We start from the raw sequence: 15999 nt of genomic DNA, 5'->3' as shown, positions 1-15999 counted from the left end.
GCTTTTGAAAAGAAAAAACCGCCGGCAATGCTGGCGGTTTTTGTTTATCACCTGTTACCCTTTCACGATTTAGTCAGCAACGCATCTGTAACCCATCTAAGTTCCAACCAAGGCACACCCGTTGCCAGACTCGCTCGTTTACTCAGGAGCTAGGCCACCTCAAAGTGATCGAGTTTGCTATCCAACTCTCGCGCGGAATCAGCCAATAGCTGGCTTTGTTCGGCAAGGTGAGTGGCCGCACCGCTCACTTCATTGGCCGAGTTATGAATGTTACTCACATTCTGGTTCATCTCTTCCGAAACAGTGCCTTGCTGCTCTGCGGCCGCCGCAATTTGCACCACTCGATCGTTAGACTGATACAAGGCCGCTACCATGTCTTTAAGCTGCTGCTGAGTTTCGAGCGCTGTCGCCACACTTGCTTCACTGGATTGATGGCTCGAAGTCATCGCTTCGGCGGCTTCAATCGCGTTATTGGTCAGCTCCTCAATGGTGCCTTGAATTTCAGTGGTCGACTTCTGGGTGCCTTGCGCTAACGAGCGCACCTCATCGGCAACCACCGCAAAGCCACGGCCTTGCTCACCCGCTCGCGCCGCTTCAATCGCCGCATTCAATGCCAACAGGTTGGTTTGCTCAGAGATGCCTTGGATTACTCCCGCCACATCACTGATTTGCATCACACCTTGTTTCACTTGGTTCACTAGCTTATCGGCACTGGCAATACGCTCCGCCACCTCGCGAATACTCGCCACCGTACTGTCTAATTTGTGGTTACCCACTTCGGCCATATCGGCAATTTCATTGGTCGCTTGAGCCGTTTGCTCTGCATGGTCAGCCACATCCGCCACCGTTGCCGTCATTTCGTTCATCGCTGCTGCCAGTTGCTCCAGTTCAGCGCGCTGCGATTGGATACTTTGCGCACTTTGCTCGCTGGCCGAGGCAATCGACGACGCCATAGTGGACGATTGTTTGGCTTCATCATGCGCGATACGTAACGCTTCACGAACGCTGGTCATCGCCGTATCCATTCGACGTGCCAATTTGCCGATTTCATCCTCGCGTGTGTAGCCACATTGTACGCGCAAGTCACCACCGGCAATTCGGTCAAATTTCTCCACCAGCTCATCAAGCGGCATCACGATATCACGGCTCACAAACGCGCCCGCCACCAATAAGATCACCGCCGCGATCAACGTCATACCCGCGATCTGCCACGCTGAGGTAATAAACTGCTCTTCAATATCGCTCACGTGAACGCCTGAACCAATGATCCAATTCCAGCCATTTACGCGCTTCACGTAAGAGATTTTGGGTTTTAACTCTCCTTCTGGCGAGCGCCACGTATAATCCAGCACGCCACCTTCCGGCGGCTGGCTCACTTTTACCATTTCACGCCAATGAAAACGGCCAGCACCGTCGGTGATCGCACTCGCACTGGTCCCGTTCAAATTCGGCTTGATGGGATGCGTTACTATGGTGAGATCAGGCTTCAATACCCAAAAATAGTTATCGCCGTCGTAACGCAGTTTATTTAACTGAGCAATCGCCTGCGCCTTGGCGGTTTCTTCACCCAATTGCGCCGCTTGCTGGCGATAGTAGTTCACCACACTTTCAGCAACCTCCACGTTATTACGTAACGAGGCAGTCCGCTCGGTATACGCTTGGTCTTTTTCTTTTGAAATGGTGTAAGCACTGATTGCGCCAAGTAATGCAATGGCGACTAACATAAGTGCAATTAGCTTGTTCTTTACCCTTAAATCACTAATTTTTTTCATTATTGATTCCCAACTTTTTCGGCTTCAACACGTCAACGCAGTAAACCTTCGACGTATTCACACACATCCTTACCCGTCCATGTCAGTTTTCTCGATGTGTTGCACGTAAGTTTGGGCAGACATAAGAGTTACCTCAATGTTGCCATGGTTTTTTCCTCGGTGTGATCTCATTGTGGTGAAACGAAAAAATGGAACTGTGATCTAAGTTGGTAGGCACTGCAAACGACCATTCAGACAACTTACAAAATCGCGAAAAAGACGCGAATTCCCTTACGTTGAGGCGGGGTTTTGTAATAAAATAACGACATAGCAATTCGCAGTCTGGAGACACTTATGTCGGCAGTTGGTCGCATCCACTCGTTTGAATCCTGTGGCACCGTAGATGGCCCCGGAATCCGTTTCATTGTCTTTATGCAAGGCTGCTTAATGCGGTGCAAATACTGTCACAACCGTGATACATGGGACACGCATGGCGGCAAAGAAGTCACCGTCGATGAAATCATGAAAGATGTGCGTGCCTACCGCCACTTCATTACGGCATCGGGCGGCGGTGTGACCGCCTCAGGGGGAGAAGCCATGCTTCAACCTGAGTTTGTGCGTGACTTTTTCCAAGCCGCGAAAGCGGAAGGGATCCACACCTGTTTAGATACCAATGGGTACGTGCGTAAACACACTCCAGTGATTGATGAAGTGTTAGACGCCACTGACTTGGTGATGTTAGATCTCAAACAACTGAATGATGAGATCCATGAGAATTTAGTTGGCGTATCAAACCGCCGCACGCTCGACTTTGCCAACTACCTCCATAAAATTGGCCAAAAGACGTGGATTCGTTACGTGGTTGTCCCGGGTTACACCGACGATGATGACTCCGCCCACCGTCTCGGCCAGTTTATTAAAGAGATGGATAACATCGAGAAAGTGGAATTACTGCCCTACCACCAGTTGGGGGCGCACAAATGGGAAGCACTCGGCTACGATTACGAGCTGCAGGACGTTGCTCCACCATCTAAAGAAGTGATGGATAACGTCAAAAACATCATTAGTAGTTATGGGCATACGGTCACCTACTAATTAAACCGTGGATAGACCACGAATAGCCGGCCATTTTGGGCCGGCTTTTTGTATTACATATCACGGCGACGCGCTTTGGTCATCCGTGTCGCTTCGCGAATAATGCAGTCGCGTAACGGGTTCGCTGCCGCATCCGCGCGCCAAATAAACGAAAGCGTCCGCCGCATATTCAGCTCAGGTACATTCAAAGCCACCAGCTCGTCGCGCTCAATCCATTTTTCTACGTCCAAGTAAGGTAAGCAGCTGAGATAACTCGAGTTTGCGACTAAGGTTCTCAGCACAGGCACTTGCTCATACTCTCGGCGCACATCTAGATCTTCAATCACACCGTGAATCGCACTATCAAAGCTATGTCGCGTCCCTGCGCCGGGTTCGCGCAATACCCATTGTGCCTGCTCGAGTTGCGCCAAGCTAACGTGGTCAAGCTGCGCATAAGGGTGATGCTTTGCCGCAACCACGACAAGATGGTCATGGCACCAAACTTGTTGCTTTAAGCGGCTATCGTCACAACGCCCCTCGATGATCCCCAAATCATGTTGATACTGGCGCACACTGTCGATCACCTTCTGGGTGTTTTTCACCGTAAAGTCGATTCTAAGCTCTGGAAAGTCACTATCAATAATACTGATAAGGTCAGGAATAAGATGCTCGGCCGCCGTTTGACTGGCAATTAAGGCAATATCGCCACTGACCACATGCTGGCCGTCAAACCCAGCTTCAATTTGCTGCGCATCAAACAGTAACTGGCGCGCCTTCGGACGTAGCCACGCTCCCCAGTAGGTCAGCTGCATTTGCTTTCCCTGCCGTTCAAACAGCGGCCGACCCAATAATTTTTCCAACTGTGACAAAGCCATACTGGTGGCTGATTGCGTCAGTGCCAATTGGTCGGCGGCTCGACTCACACTGCCACTGGCTGCTACCGCTTCAAAAACGGCTAATTGCTTCAGTGAGTAGCGCATGTTTTTTACCCTTCTACGATGCCTGATTTCAATGACACCACACTATCAACTTTTGTGATTATTACCCTAAGCAATATCAATTTTACTCCTTATATCGCGCCGTTTAGTCTGGATGTATTCACAATCCGTCTAAAAAGGAGTACAACCTGTATGTTGATATGTCTTAGCCCTCGGGCAGAGTGTGCCGCCAGAGGAGACAGCCAATGGTGAGTGCAACTCAAATCAAAAAGCCCGAAGGACCCGCGGCGTTACTCGCTCAAGCTGAAGAGTATGCGGTGAGTAAAACCCGCAAATCCACCCGGATGGCGATTGGGCTTGCCATGATGGCCGGTTTGTTTATCGGGTTGGCATTTGTGTTTTATCTCACGGTTACCACTGGCAGCAACGCTGGCTGGGGGATCACCCGCTTGTTGGGTGGATTAGCATTCAGTATGGGCTTGATTCTGGTGGTACTGGGCGGCGCAGAATTGTTTACCAGTACCGTGCTCTCCATGCTGGCGCGTGCCAACGGCAAAATCTCAACCGCGGGCTTACTGCATACCTGGGCGAGAGTCTATCTCGGTAACTTACTTGGCGCCTTGTTGCTGGTGTTGATCGTGATGACGGCGGGGTTATATCAGCTTGATGATGGCCAATGGGGACTCAACGCGCTGCACGTTGCCCAACACAAGCTCCATCACACGTGGATCCAAGCTTTTGCACTGGGTGTGCTTTGTAACTTGCTGGTTTGTCTTGCGATTTGGATGACGTTTACCTCGCAAAATCCACTCACCAAGGCGGTGATGGTGATCTTGCCCGTGGCCATGTTTGTCAGTACCGGCTTTGAGCACAGCGTCGCCAACATGTTTATGGTGCCGCTGGGCATGAGTATTGCCACCTTTGCCCCTGACAGTTTTTGGCAGGCGGTGGGAGCCAGCCCAGACGCATTTAGCGATTTAAACTTGGCCCGATTTATCAGCGCCAATCTGATCCCTGTTACCCTTGGCAATATCCTTGGGGGCGCAGGACTGGTCGGCATGGGCTACTGGCTAATTATTAACCCTGAAAGAGAAAAGAAAACAGCGCAGATTGCTTCACTCGCTCTGCCTTCGGCTTCCTATTCTGAGAGTGCGATTATGACCCAAGAAACATTAACCATCGAAAAACACATGAAACCCGCTCAGTGCGCATTGAACGCACGCCAGTATGTCGCCGATGCACTAGAAAAGCTTAACCAATATCAGTTATCCGGCGCACCGGTTCTCGACGATGACGGTGATCTGGTGGGCTTTTTCTCGGTGCAAGATGTTCTCGTCGACCTGTGGTGGAACGATTATCAGCCGGATATGGATGCCAAAGTTGAATCCCTGATGCGCACTGAAGTACAAACCGTGGATGCCGATCAATCAGTGATTGAACTGGCGCAATATATGAGCATTGATAACAAAGTGGTTTATCCGGTCAGCGATACTGGGATCGCCACCCACTTTACCAATCAATCCGCGCTGGAGCGTGCGAAAACACAGACGGTCTCGCGCCCTTACATCTATCCAGTGATGCGCGATAATCAGCTGGTTGGCGTGATTACCCGTGCCGATGTGGTCCGAGCGCTAGCGCCCTTATATGGTAATGCCATGGATATCTTGCCAGCAGACGCCAAAGAAGGACTCGTCACCGCGTAACAGACAGAGACGCTAAGCCTCATATAACAACGCCCCAGCCAATGACCGGGGCGTTTACTTTATCGTTTGTTGCCTTATCTGTTCTGAACGATGTTAAGCCGCACTGAGGTCAGGCATTTGACGACGCTCTTTCACATACATCACCAACATATAAACCGCCGTACTTAACAAACAAACGGCTAAATAGGTCATCAAACCATTGGTGCCAGAAAATGCGTTATCTGCCAGCAACGGGCCTGATACGGAGCCAACGCTATACGCGAGCAGCAGTACTTCGGTGGCCGCCACGATTTTCTCAGCGGCCAGCCCGACACAGGCATAGGTAATCGCTACAGGATAAATCGCAAACACAGCGGCACCCAACACAACTAGTCCGATACCCATTTGCCATTGACTGCCCGCAAAAGCAATTAAGGCGACAGCCGCAGTGCCAATCACACATAGCCATGTCATCAGCAGCACTTTACTCATTCTTGCCGATACCAGACCAATAACGGGCTGTACGGCCATCCCGCCGACAATGACGAGCGCCATCATAGCGCCCACTTGTTGGTGATCACTGACTCGCTCAGCCAAATACAGTGGTAATAGGCCATAAACGGCACCGAGTGTCAGTCCAGACACCAAGCAACCAATATAGGCCGCTTTACGCAAAGATTTGAGCGAGCCTAAACGTGCACTATGGCCTTCCTCACGGCGAGGTTCCCCATGACGTGCAAACAAAGGCACCATGATCGCAAGCGTAATCAGTCCACCAATAAGCCAATAAGGCTGATTGCCGGTCACACCGACATAGCCCACGCCGAGCTGCCCTAAAGCATTACCGCCGTACAAAGCCGCCATGTAAAAACCTAATCGCTTCGCACGCTGGCGATCAGAGTCGGCCATCAGCAACCAAGACTCGACCACCACAAAGACACCGGCAATGGCAACACCGGCCACAAAGCGCGCAAGCAACCAGACGCCCTGCCCTTTAATCGCCGCCATGGCAGTAATGGAGAGCAGCACAATACCCAAAAACATCACCAGCGCACGGCGATGCCCCAGCGTCGCAACAATACGTGCACTGAACGTCGCACCCAATAACAAACCGGCGTAAAACGCACTGGCTAGCCATGCGGCCAGATGCGGCGCCAACCCCAAAGGTGCAAGGGCAAGCGGAATCAAGCTCATCAAATAGCCACTGGCAATCGCAAAGCCGGTTAAACTCACCAACGGCACCCAAGGGAAAGCCGACGGAGTCACGCAACCACCATGAGACACAGAGGAAGTCTTGTTCATTTAAGTACGCTCATTATATTGGAGAAATCAGGCACGAACGGGCCGAGACGCGCGCACTATGACGCCGCTTTTCGCCAAGGTAAAGCGAGTAATTTCTTTGCTGATGATAAAAAATTTTGATGGAAGGATTCACGGGCGCCTATAGATAAAAACGCCATAAAGTCAGAGAGATAAACGTAACACCTGCCCGCTTTTTTTAACGACTTTGTCAGCAGGTGTCACGTCTTTTTTATCGCTCAGGCGATAAATACTCGCGATCATAAAAGGTGCGTAACCAATGCGGCCGATACACCGCCATCACGGTCACCGCCATCCCATTTAGTAACGCTTCAGGGAACCACATCAGCAACGCAATTTGCAGATAATTGTGCACAATTTCTTGCCAGCTATAACGGTCCGCCGCCCAATACCATAGCGAACTCACCGACAGCTGAAACACAATGGTCAGCGCAGCGCCCAAAAAGGCGGCAATAAAAATGTAGATAAATAAATGGCGCGTTAAGTAATGATAACTCAGCGCAAAAATGGCATAGCTAAACAGAATGGGGAGCGCGGCTGTGGTCAAGGCCGTCATACCAATATCGCCAAGGGGCACAAACCCAAACACCGCCATAAGCGTCAAAGGCACCGTGGTAATCCAAATGGCGATTCGCCAGCCGTGGCACAGAGCCAGTGTCGTGACACCTAAAAAGTGGATATCGAGCCCTTCTTTGATCCCTGCTTGCAAGGCCCAAAGCACAAACAGTACAACCGCGGACGAAAACGCCAAATGCTGGTAGCCAACTTCCTGACGGAGTTTAGGGAAAAACTCCCGTGGGTAAGTGACATAAAGCACCGCCACAAACACAATCCAACCCAGCCATTGCCAGCCACTTAGCGCGGCTAAATCACTCATATCGCATCCTTACTAAAGGCAAAATCAACAATTGCACATGAGCGGGTGAAAAACGTGCTACGGACATGGTCCAGATCAAGATTTGCCCATCGCGCAACTGATAATCTTCTCTTATTGTTTGTCATCTTTGATAGACGCTATTTTACCTTTATTAGTGAAGAGGCCAACCGCGATGGATATGACCCCTGCTCAACGTCTTATTTTATCTAACCAATACCAATTGATGTGCCACCTCGATCCCTCAAACAGTGAAAAATATCGCCGTTTGCAGACCATTATCGAGCGCGGCTACGCATTACAAATGGCAGAGGTGATCAGTCAATTTGAAGCACTGTGTGAAACCCAGTGTCGCGAAGTGATTGATATTATGGAAATGCACCACGCAATGCAGGCCTCTTACAACCTATTGGATGACGCCAGCCAAGCCGCGTTGTCACCACGCCGCGTCCAATTCTGGGGCTTTGATGCCGCCACGGAAGGCGCATTAGTGCACTACGTGCGCTTCTTGGTTGATACCGAAGGGCTATATACCCAGTTCGATCAAGGCGAGCATCGCTTTAATAGCCAGATGCCCATGCTGGAAAAATACCGCCGAATGCTCGAAATTTGGCGCCACTGCCCGCGCCAATTCCACTTAAGCCTGACCGAGATTGAGCGTATTCTCAACGCGTAATGTCTCGCCGCTGAATCTCAGCATCAAGCCGCCTGATTGGGCGGCTTTTTGATGGATTGTCCCCTTGGTTGGCTTATCTGGCTTGTCGAACCGTTAACAACGCCGTACCCTAAAGCGCATCAAAGCCAAGATTCTGACCAACCATGATTTATCGATGCCCACTGTGCCAACAAACCTTGCACACTAACGCGCGTGGTGTTCACTGCGACGCCAACCATCAATTTGATCAAGCCAAAGAAGGCTACCTGAACCTACTGCCGGTTCAATTTAAACGCTCCAAAGATCCGGGTGACAACAAAGCCATGACGCAAGCGCGTCGCGCCTTTCTTAATGCAGGGCATTATGCGCCGATGCGCCAAGCAATGATTGATGCGCTAACCCAAGCGCTGGATGGCGAGCACAAGGCTATCTTGGACGTGGGATGCGGCGAAGGCTACTACACCCACGCGATTGCCGACCAAACTGCAGATAAACACTGGTCCGTGCACGGCCTTGATATCGCCAAAGTGGCGGTCCGTTATGCCGCCAAATGGTATCCTCAGTGTCAGTTTTCAGTGGCGTCCTCACAGCGACTGCCCTTTCACGACAACAGCCTCGATGGCGTCGTCCGTATCTACGCGCCCTGTAATGGCGAAGAGCTCGACCGCGCGGTGAAACCGCAAGGCGTGGTGGTCACCGTTACCCCCGGCCCTCGTCATCTTTATCAACTCAAAGCGGGGATCTATCAGGATGTGCGGTTACATGAAACACCGCCAGAAACGCTGCCCAACTTTGTGCTTGAGAAGGAGCAATCGCTGCACTACGCCATGACGCTCGCCGGTGAGCAAGCACTCACCTTACTGCAAATGACACCATTTGCGTGGCGTGCTAGTGACGCATGGCGTGACACCTTAGCGAACAGCGACGCCTTCGAGTGCGAAGCAGACTTTACATTGCGCGTTTATCGTCACCAAGGAACGGACAGCCACTCAGAGGAGACCCCCAAGCCATGAACCGAACGTTTGCTACAAAAGCGCGTCGTTGGCTGTTAGCCGCAAGCTTGGCTTGTCTGGCATCAGCAGCCAGCGCCGCCCCACAAGCGCTTAACACCCTATTTGATTATCAAGTCAGTACGCCAGACGGCAAAGCACTGACCTTGGCAGAGGTCGCCAAACACGTGGATGATGCGGATATCGTGTTAATCGGTGAATGGCATGGTCACCCCGGGGTACACCGCTTTCAAACAGAGCTGTTGCAAGCCCTGTCCAAGCGTCATGCTGTTGCGTTGTCTATGGAACAATTTAGCCGCGATGCCCAGCCTGTGCTCAACCGCTATCTGGCTGACGAGCTGGGCGAAGATAGCTTTAAACGCGAGGCCAACGCATGGGATAACTATGATGGCAGCTACCGCCCACTGATTGAATTTGCCAAACAGCATAATATCGACGTGCTTGCCGCCAACGCCCCCAAACGCATGGTGAGCTGCATTGGGCGACAAGGGCTGAGTTATCTCGAAACACTTCCTGCGGCGCAACGTGCATGGTTTGCAGACACCATCGACACCCGCGACTCAGCGTACAAATCGGTTTTTAAAGCCAATATGCACCACGGCACCCCGAGTCAAACCGAATCGCAATACGCGGCCCAATTAGCTTGGGATGCCACCATGGCCGAAAGCATGGTGCGCTATCACCAAACGCATCCTGAGACACAAATTGTCCATGTGGCTGGCCGCTTTCACATTGCCGAAGGGCTTGGCACCGCACAACAAATTCGTCAGCGCAACAACAAGCTGCGTATCGCATTAATCACCCCCGTCAGTGATGAGGCGCCGCTTGCCGATAACGCCCCAGACCTCCGCTTGAAGGTGCAGCCTCTTCCTGCACGTTGGCGCTCAATGAATGAAATGCGTGAGGCTGTTAGCGCCATGAAAGGCACCTCTTCCTCGGTGTGCGAGTAACGCGTCCTCACGCTGTTGATCCGCTTAGGCTAGCTGTTGGTCAGCGCCGGCTGTACGCAAAAAGCTCTTGTGTTGCAAAGCGCCTAGCTACCCAAAAGCACCCATAAAAAACGCCGACCTGCGGGTCGGCGTTTTCGTATTCTCAATATTAAAAAGGGTGCGTGGCTAGAACCAACGCTCCAACGCAGCGCGGTCTACTTTAAACGCGCGACTTAACGCTTGGGCCAACTCTTTATAGCGGGGTTGGCTTTTCAACGGTTGCATGGCATGGCCTTGGCTGGTGATCTTCTGATGCAACTCGCGGTACCAGCCCGCTAACGCCGGCGGCAGTGGCGTATCACGACGCTTACCCAACCACCAAAGCCCCTGCAGCGGCAAACTCAGCGCAAACAACGCCACAATCATGGCTTGCGGCATCCCTTGGTAGTTATAGGTCGCCATTTGCAACAACACGCTGATGGCAGCAACGGCAGGCATTACTTTCATCGCAAAACGCGTGGTTTTAATCACCCGATTTTCTGGGAATACCGGGGTGAGCTCCTTACGCATCGGCCACTCTTTCATATACTTTTGGCCGTCTTGCAGGCAGCGCCAGATTGACTTGTTCGTTGCCATACCTACCTCACTTGCTTAGCGTGACCGCGATGGCTGTCACTAAACTTTTACAATAAAAACTAAACAAAATGTTCAAAAACTTTCAAAAATAGCCAGTATTACTCAAAAAATTTTTGTTATCTGTATCAAGTCCCGCTATCCTTAGCGCACTTTATCATTGTTGCTCGGATTTGATTGTCTCGCAACCTAATCCGGTTGTGCTCAATGGAGCGAATGCCTATCCAGGACGGATAAGATGCATCCTTTCCCCGCGACAAAGCATGAGATAATTCTTTCTTGAAAAGGTAGTGTCTCAGTTTGTCCACTATCCTTTTCAGTTACACACTCTACTTCTCACGACAAAATAGGTAGTCATACATGTCAAAGCTGGTTCTCGTACTCAACTGCGGAAGCTCCTCTTTGAAGTTCGCGATTGTCGATGCACAATCTGGTGAAGAGCATCTTACCGGTCTTGCCGAATGTCTTAACCTTCCAGAAGCCCGCATTAAGTGGAAAATGGACGGTAAACACGAAGCCCAACTGGGCGCTGGCGCGGCCCATACCGAAGCCCTGACCTTTATTGTTGACACCATTCTCGCCTCAAAACCTGAGCTTGCCGAGAACCTGGGCGCGATTGGTCACCGTGTAGTACATGGTGGCGAGCAATTCACCCAATCAGCCTTGATTACGGATGAAGTGCTAAAAGGGATCCAAGATGCAGCAAGCTTCGCACCGCTGCACAACCCAGCACACATCGTGGGCATTGAAGCAGCGAAGAAAGCCTTCCCTGCGCTCAAAAACGTGGCTGTGTTCGATACTGCGTATCACCAAACCATGCCAGAAGAGTCTTACCTTTACGCGCTGCCATACAAGCTCTACAAAGAGCACGGTATCCGTCGCTACGGTATGCATGGTACCTCTCACTTCTTTATTGCTAACGCGGCCGCTGAGCAGCTTGGCAAGCCAGTAGAAGAAGTGAACATCATCAACTGTCACCTCGGTAACGGCGCGTCTGTCTGTGCGATTAAAAACGGTAAATCCGTTGACACCTCAATGGGTATGACCCCGTTAGAAGGCTTGGTGATGGGTACGCGTTCAGGTGATCTTGATCCTGCGATCATCTTCCACCTGCACGATGCACTGGGTTACAGCGTTGAGCAAATCAACACCATGCTGACCAAAGAGTCTGGCCTGCAAGGCTTGACCGAAGTGACCTCTGACTGCCGCTTTGTTGAAGACAACTACGGTGAGAAAGAAGAAGCGACCCGTGCCATGAACGTATTCTGCCACCGTTTGGCGAAATATGTTGCCGGTTACACTGCTAGCCTAGACGGCCGTCTTGACGCGATCGTATTCACGGGTGGTATCGGTGAGAACTCTGGCCCAATCCGCGAATTGGTGCTTGAGCGTCTTGGCCTTCTGGGTGTGGAAGTGGACAAAGAGCGCAACCTAAAAGCACGCTTCGGCGGCGAAGGTGTGATCACCACTGACAACAGCCGTGTACCAGCCATGGTTATCTCTACCAACGAAGAGTTGGTGATTGCGCAAGATACTGCGCGCCTGACTGGCCTGTAAGGCTCACTTTTCCAACGGCTGATTCCACTCAGCCGTTTTTGTATTTGTGCCGGCTTTCCGGCACATTCATCAGATAGTAAGAGGAAGTCAACGTGTCCCGTACTATTATGCTAATCCCAATCGGCTCGGGTGTCGGTCTGACAAGCGTCAGCCTCGGCGTACTGCGAGCGATGGAGCGTAAGGGCGTTCGCGTCTCGTTTTTTAAACCTATTGCCCAGCCACATCACGGCAGCGACACTGATGTGACTGACCTCACTACCGAAATCATTCACGCTAACAGTGACATGAAGGTAGCCGAGTCCATGTCGATGCACGAAGCAGAAAACCTGCTGCGCTCTGATCAGGAAGATGTCCTGTTGGAAGAAGTGCTGGCTCGCTTTACTCGTGCGACAAAAGACGCGGAAGTAGCATTGGTTGAAGGCTTGGTCACCACGCGTAACCACCCATTCGCTAACCAAATCAACTACGAGATCGCCAAAACGCTGGATGCGGAAATCGTGTTTGTCACCACCCCAGGTACAGACAACCCGGCCCAGCTGAAAGAGCGCATTGAATTTGCTTGCACCAACTTTGGCGGCAGCAAAAACGGCAACATCTCTGGTGTGATCATCAACAAGCTTAACGCCCCTGTTGACGATGCTGGCCGTACCCGTCCAGACCTATCCGAAATCTTTGATGATGCGGATGCTGCACGTCCAACCAACGTTGAAGTCATGCAAATCTTCAACTCTAGCCCAATTCGTGTGCTAGGTTGCGTGCCGTGGAAAATCGACCTGATTGCCACTCGTGCTAGCGATATGGCGAAACACTTGAATGCCACCATCATCAACGAAGGTGAAATTCAAACCCGTCGTATCAAGAGCATCACCTTCTGTGCGCGTTCAATTCCAAACATGGTTGAACACTTCCGCCCAGGTTCATTGCTGGTCACCTCTGCTGACCGTCCTGACGTGATTGTGGCGGCCTGCTTGGCTGCGATGAACGGCGTGGAAATTGGTGCGCTGCTGCTGACCGGTGGCTATGCTATCCCTGATCAGCTCAAAGCATTGTGTGACCGTGCTTTCGAAACTGGCCTGCCAGTATTCACCACCGCGGGCAACACATGGCAAACCTCTCTCAACCTGCAAAGCTTCAGCCTTGAAGTACCGGCTGACGACAAAGAGCGTGTTGAGTTTGTGAACGACTATGTAGCGAGCCACATTGACGGCAACTGGATTGAGTCTCTGTCTGAAGGCTCTAACCGTGAGCGTCGCCTAAGCCCACCGGCTTTCCGTTATCAGCTGACCGAACTGGCTCGCCAAGCGGCGAAGCGTATCGTACTGCCTGAAGGCGATGAGCCTCGCACCATTAAAGCAGCAGCGATTTGTGCTGAGCGTAAAATTGCGGAGTGTGTGCTTCTGGGTAACCCAGAAGAAATCAAACGTGTTGCTGAGCAGCAAGGCGTGACACTGGGCGCTGGCGTTGAAATTATCGATCCGGCCAAAGTCCGCGACAAATACGTTGCCCGCTTGGTTGAGTTGCGTAAGAGCAAGGGTATGACAGAGGTAATCGCACAAGAACACCTCGAAGATACCGTGGTACTGGGTACCATGATGCTTGAAGCCAACGAAGTTCAAGGACTGGTTTCTGGCGCGGTTCACACCACCGCCAACACCATCCGTCCACCGCTGCAAATCATCAAAACCGCACCGAATGCTTCATTGGTATCGTCAGTGTTCTTTATGCTGCTACCTGAGCAAGTGCTGGTCTACGGTGACTGTGCGATCAACCCGGATCCAAATGCAGAACAACTGGCTGAAATTGCCATTCAATCTGCAGATTCTGCCGCGGCATTCGGTATTGAGCCTCGCGTGGCGATGATCTCCTACTCGACCGGTAGTTCAGGTAAAGGGGCTGACGTGGACAAAGTTCGCGAAGCCACCCGTATCGCCAAAGAGAAGCGCCCTGATCTGGTGATTGATGGCCCGCTTCAGTACGATGCTGCAATCATGGAAAATGTCGCGAAATCAAAAGCGCCTGACTCCCCAGTTGCGGGTAAAGCCACTGTGTTCGTCTTCCCAGACTTGAACACAGGTAACACCACGTACAAAGCGGTACAGCGTTCTGCTGAGCTGGTTTCAATTGGCCCAATGCTGCAAGGCATGCGTAAGCCAGTCAACGACCTGTCTCGCGGCGCCTTGGTAGACGACATTGTTTACACTGTCGCACTGACCGCTATCCAAGCGAAACAAGCAGAAGACAACGGCCAAGCGTAAGCCTCGCCTCGTCTTTGATTCAAAAGCCAGCACTCGTTGCTGGCTTTTTTGCGTTTGGGTTCACAACGCGATGCCTTCACCCGATCTAGCATAAGGGTCCATCCTTGTTTTGGAGTCGATGATGGCCACTCTATTTGATCCCGTGAGCCTGCGCCGTACCCTGCACCAATACCCTGAACTGTCCAACCACGAAGCGCAAAGTGCGCGCACCCTTGCCGCCCAATTGCGCGCCTTCGGATTTACGCCACACACCGAGATTGGTGGACATGGCATTGTGGTTGAGATTGCCGGCAAGGCCGCTGGCCCCACCACCTTACTGCGTGCCGATTTTGATGCGCTTCCCATCCATGAACGCACCCAATGTGCTCATGCCTCAAACCATGAAGGCGTTATGCACGCATGCGGCCATGATGGCCACGCCACCGCCTTATTAATGGTGGCGCACACCCTCGCGCAACAACCGCCACAACAAGGCAAGGTACTCCTTGTTTTTCAACCCGCCGAAGAAACCGGTGAAGGGGCGGCGCGCATGTGTGCTGATCCCTGTTTAGCGACGCAAGAGATCGATCATGTCTATGCCTTTCATAATCTGCCGGGCTTTGCTCAACATCACATCGTAGTGCGCTCAGGCACCTTTGCCTGCGCATCAACCGGTGTCGCGATACACCTTCGAGGCAAAACCTCCCATGCCGCTTACCCAGAACGCGGCATCAGCCCAGCCAGTGCCATGACAGAGGTTATGACCGCCTTGATGCAACTACCAGAACAACATCACCCTGCCTTCAGTCTGGTCACCTTAGTGCACGCACAGCTAGGTGAACCCGCCTTTGGTGTTTCGCCCGGTGATGCCACTGTGATGGCGACGCTACGCAGCGATGACAACGCGACCTTCCACGCGATGAAAGCCAGCCTGACCACCTCGATTAACGCAATCGCGCAACACGCGGGGCTAGAGGTATCCATTGCATGGCACGAGCCTTTTATCGCCGCCTACAACCATCCGGATCATTACGCCCATGTGGTTGACGCCGCCCAAACACTTGGTTTGTCAGTTCAAACACTTACCGAGCCGATGCGGTGGTCAGAAGATGTGGCCGAATTTCTCGCCCGTTGGCCCGGCGCGTTGTTTGGGATTGGCAGCGGAGAGCATCATCCACAGCTGCACAACCCTGACTATGACTTTCCGGATGCGATTTTATCGACGGCACATGATCTATTCTGCGCCTTGGTGGATCGCCATCACGGCATGGCTGCTCCCTCAGCGCCACAATGAACACGAGCAAAATAAAAAACAGGCCTGTTACGGGATCCGTAAAGGCCT

At 52.0% G+C, this 15999-nt stretch carries 13 protein-coding genes; 8 read left to right on the top strand and 5 right to left on the bottom strand.

Annotation, left to right across the window (positions count from 1 at the left end; all coding sequences use genetic code 11):
• Window positions 1–149: 149 nt before the first annotated feature.
• Window positions 150–1772, bottom strand: a complete 1623-nt coding sequence (locus N7E60_RS04440) for a methyl-accepting chemotaxis protein (protein ID WP_269598225.1) — start codon at window positions 1770–1772, stop codon at window positions 150–152.
• Between the two features lie 333 nt (window positions 1773–2105).
• On the opposite strand from N7E60_RS04440, the gene pflA reads away from it, so the two are divergent.
• The gene (pflA, locus tag N7E60_RS04435) at window positions 2106–2846 is read left to right on the top strand and encodes a pyruvate formate lyase 1-activating protein (protein ID WP_077456180.1); all 741 of its coding nucleotides are present in this window, start codon (window positions 2106–2108) and stop codon (window positions 2844–2846) included.
• 53 nt (window positions 2847–2899) lie between these two features.
• Here the strand turns inward: pflA and N7E60_RS04430 are convergent, their stop codons facing one another.
• Window positions 2900–3805 (bottom strand): LysR substrate-binding domain-containing protein, encoded by a 906-nt coding sequence (locus N7E60_RS04430; protein ID WP_069589352.1) that lies wholly within the window; start codon window positions 3803–3805, stop codon window positions 2900–2902.
• A gap of 206 nt (window positions 3806–4011) precedes the next feature.
• Here N7E60_RS04430 and focA point away from each other — a divergent pair, with 206 nt between their 5' ends.
• Window positions 4012–5466, top strand: a complete 1455-nt coding sequence (focA, locus tag N7E60_RS04425; protein WP_408642340.1) for a formate transporter FocA — start codon at window positions 4012–4014, stop codon at window positions 5464–5466.
• Between the two features lie 93 nt (window positions 5467–5559).
• On the opposite strand, the gene N7E60_RS04420 is transcribed toward focA, so the two are convergent.
• Window positions 5560–6747, bottom strand: coding sequence for an MFS transporter (locus N7E60_RS04420; protein ID WP_167314127.1), 1188 nt, complete (start codon window positions 6745–6747; stop codon window positions 5560–5562).
• Window positions 6748–6976: 229 nt separating this feature from the next.
• Window positions 6977–7642, bottom strand: a complete 666-nt coding sequence (locus N7E60_RS04415; RefSeq protein WP_269598223.1) for an energy-coupling factor ABC transporter permease — start codon at window positions 7640–7642, stop codon at window positions 6977–6979.
• A gap of 172 nt (window positions 7643–7814) precedes the next feature.
• On the opposite strand from N7E60_RS04415, the gene N7E60_RS04410 reads away from it, so the two are divergent.
• The 3 genes from N7E60_RS04410 to N7E60_RS04400 all read left to right on the top strand — a co-directional run bounded on the left by N7E60_RS04410 (window position 7815) and on the right by N7E60_RS04400 (window position 10254).
• The gene (locus N7E60_RS04410) at window positions 7815–8315 is read left to right on the top strand and encodes a YfbU family protein (protein WP_069589346.1); all 501 of its coding nucleotides are present in this window, start codon (window positions 7815–7817) and stop codon (window positions 8313–8315) included.
• A gap of 143 nt (window positions 8316–8458) precedes the next feature.
• Window positions 8459–9307 (top strand): 23S rRNA (guanine(745)-N(1))-methyltransferase, encoded by an 849-nt coding sequence (gene rlmA, locus N7E60_RS04405; RefSeq protein ID WP_269598222.1) that lies wholly within the window; start codon window positions 8459–8461, stop codon window positions 9305–9307.
• On the top strand, window positions 9304–10254 hold the full coding sequence (locus N7E60_RS04400) for a ChaN family lipoprotein (protein ID WP_269598221.1): 951 nt from the start codon (window positions 9304–9306) through the stop codon (window positions 10252–10254). The genes rlmA and N7E60_RS04400 overlap by 4 nt, the downstream gene beginning before the upstream one ends.
• Before the next feature lie 165 nt (window positions 10255–10419).
• Here the strand turns inward: N7E60_RS04400 and yfbV are convergent, their stop codons facing one another.
• Window positions 10420–10869: a terminus macrodomain insulation protein YfbV gene (yfbV, locus tag N7E60_RS04395; RefSeq protein ID WP_069589343.1), complete on the bottom strand. Its 450-nt coding sequence runs from the start codon at window positions 10867–10869 to the stop codon at window positions 10420–10422.
• 357 nt (window positions 10870–11226) lie between these two features.
• Here yfbV and N7E60_RS04390 point away from each other — a divergent pair, with 357 nt between their 5' ends.
• From N7E60_RS04390 to N7E60_RS04380, 3 genes are all read left to right on the top strand, one after another.
• Window positions 11227–12423 (top strand): acetate kinase, encoded by a 1197-nt coding sequence (locus tag N7E60_RS04390; protein WP_069589341.1) that lies wholly within the window; start codon window positions 11227–11229, stop codon window positions 12421–12423.
• 107 nt (window positions 12424–12530) lie between these two features.
• Window positions 12531–14678: a phosphate acetyltransferase gene (pta, locus tag N7E60_RS04385; protein WP_096631273.1), complete on the top strand. Its 2148-nt coding sequence runs from the start codon at window positions 12531–12533 to the stop codon at window positions 14676–14678.
• A gap of 118 nt (window positions 14679–14796) precedes the next feature.
• Complete coding sequence (locus N7E60_RS04380) at window positions 14797–15951, top strand: amidohydrolase (RefSeq protein WP_269598220.1); 1155 nt, start codon at window positions 14797–14799, stop codon at window positions 15949–15951.
• Window positions 15952–15999: the final 48 nt, after the last annotated feature.

Source organism: Salinivibrio proteolyticus, assembly GCF_027286365.1.
Classification (GTDB): domain Bacteria; phylum Pseudomonadota; class Gammaproteobacteria; order Enterobacterales; family Vibrionaceae; genus Salinivibrio; species Salinivibrio proteolyticus.
Note: the sequence above shows the minus strand (reverse complement) of the source record. Positions and strands in the feature narration are given on the sequence as shown.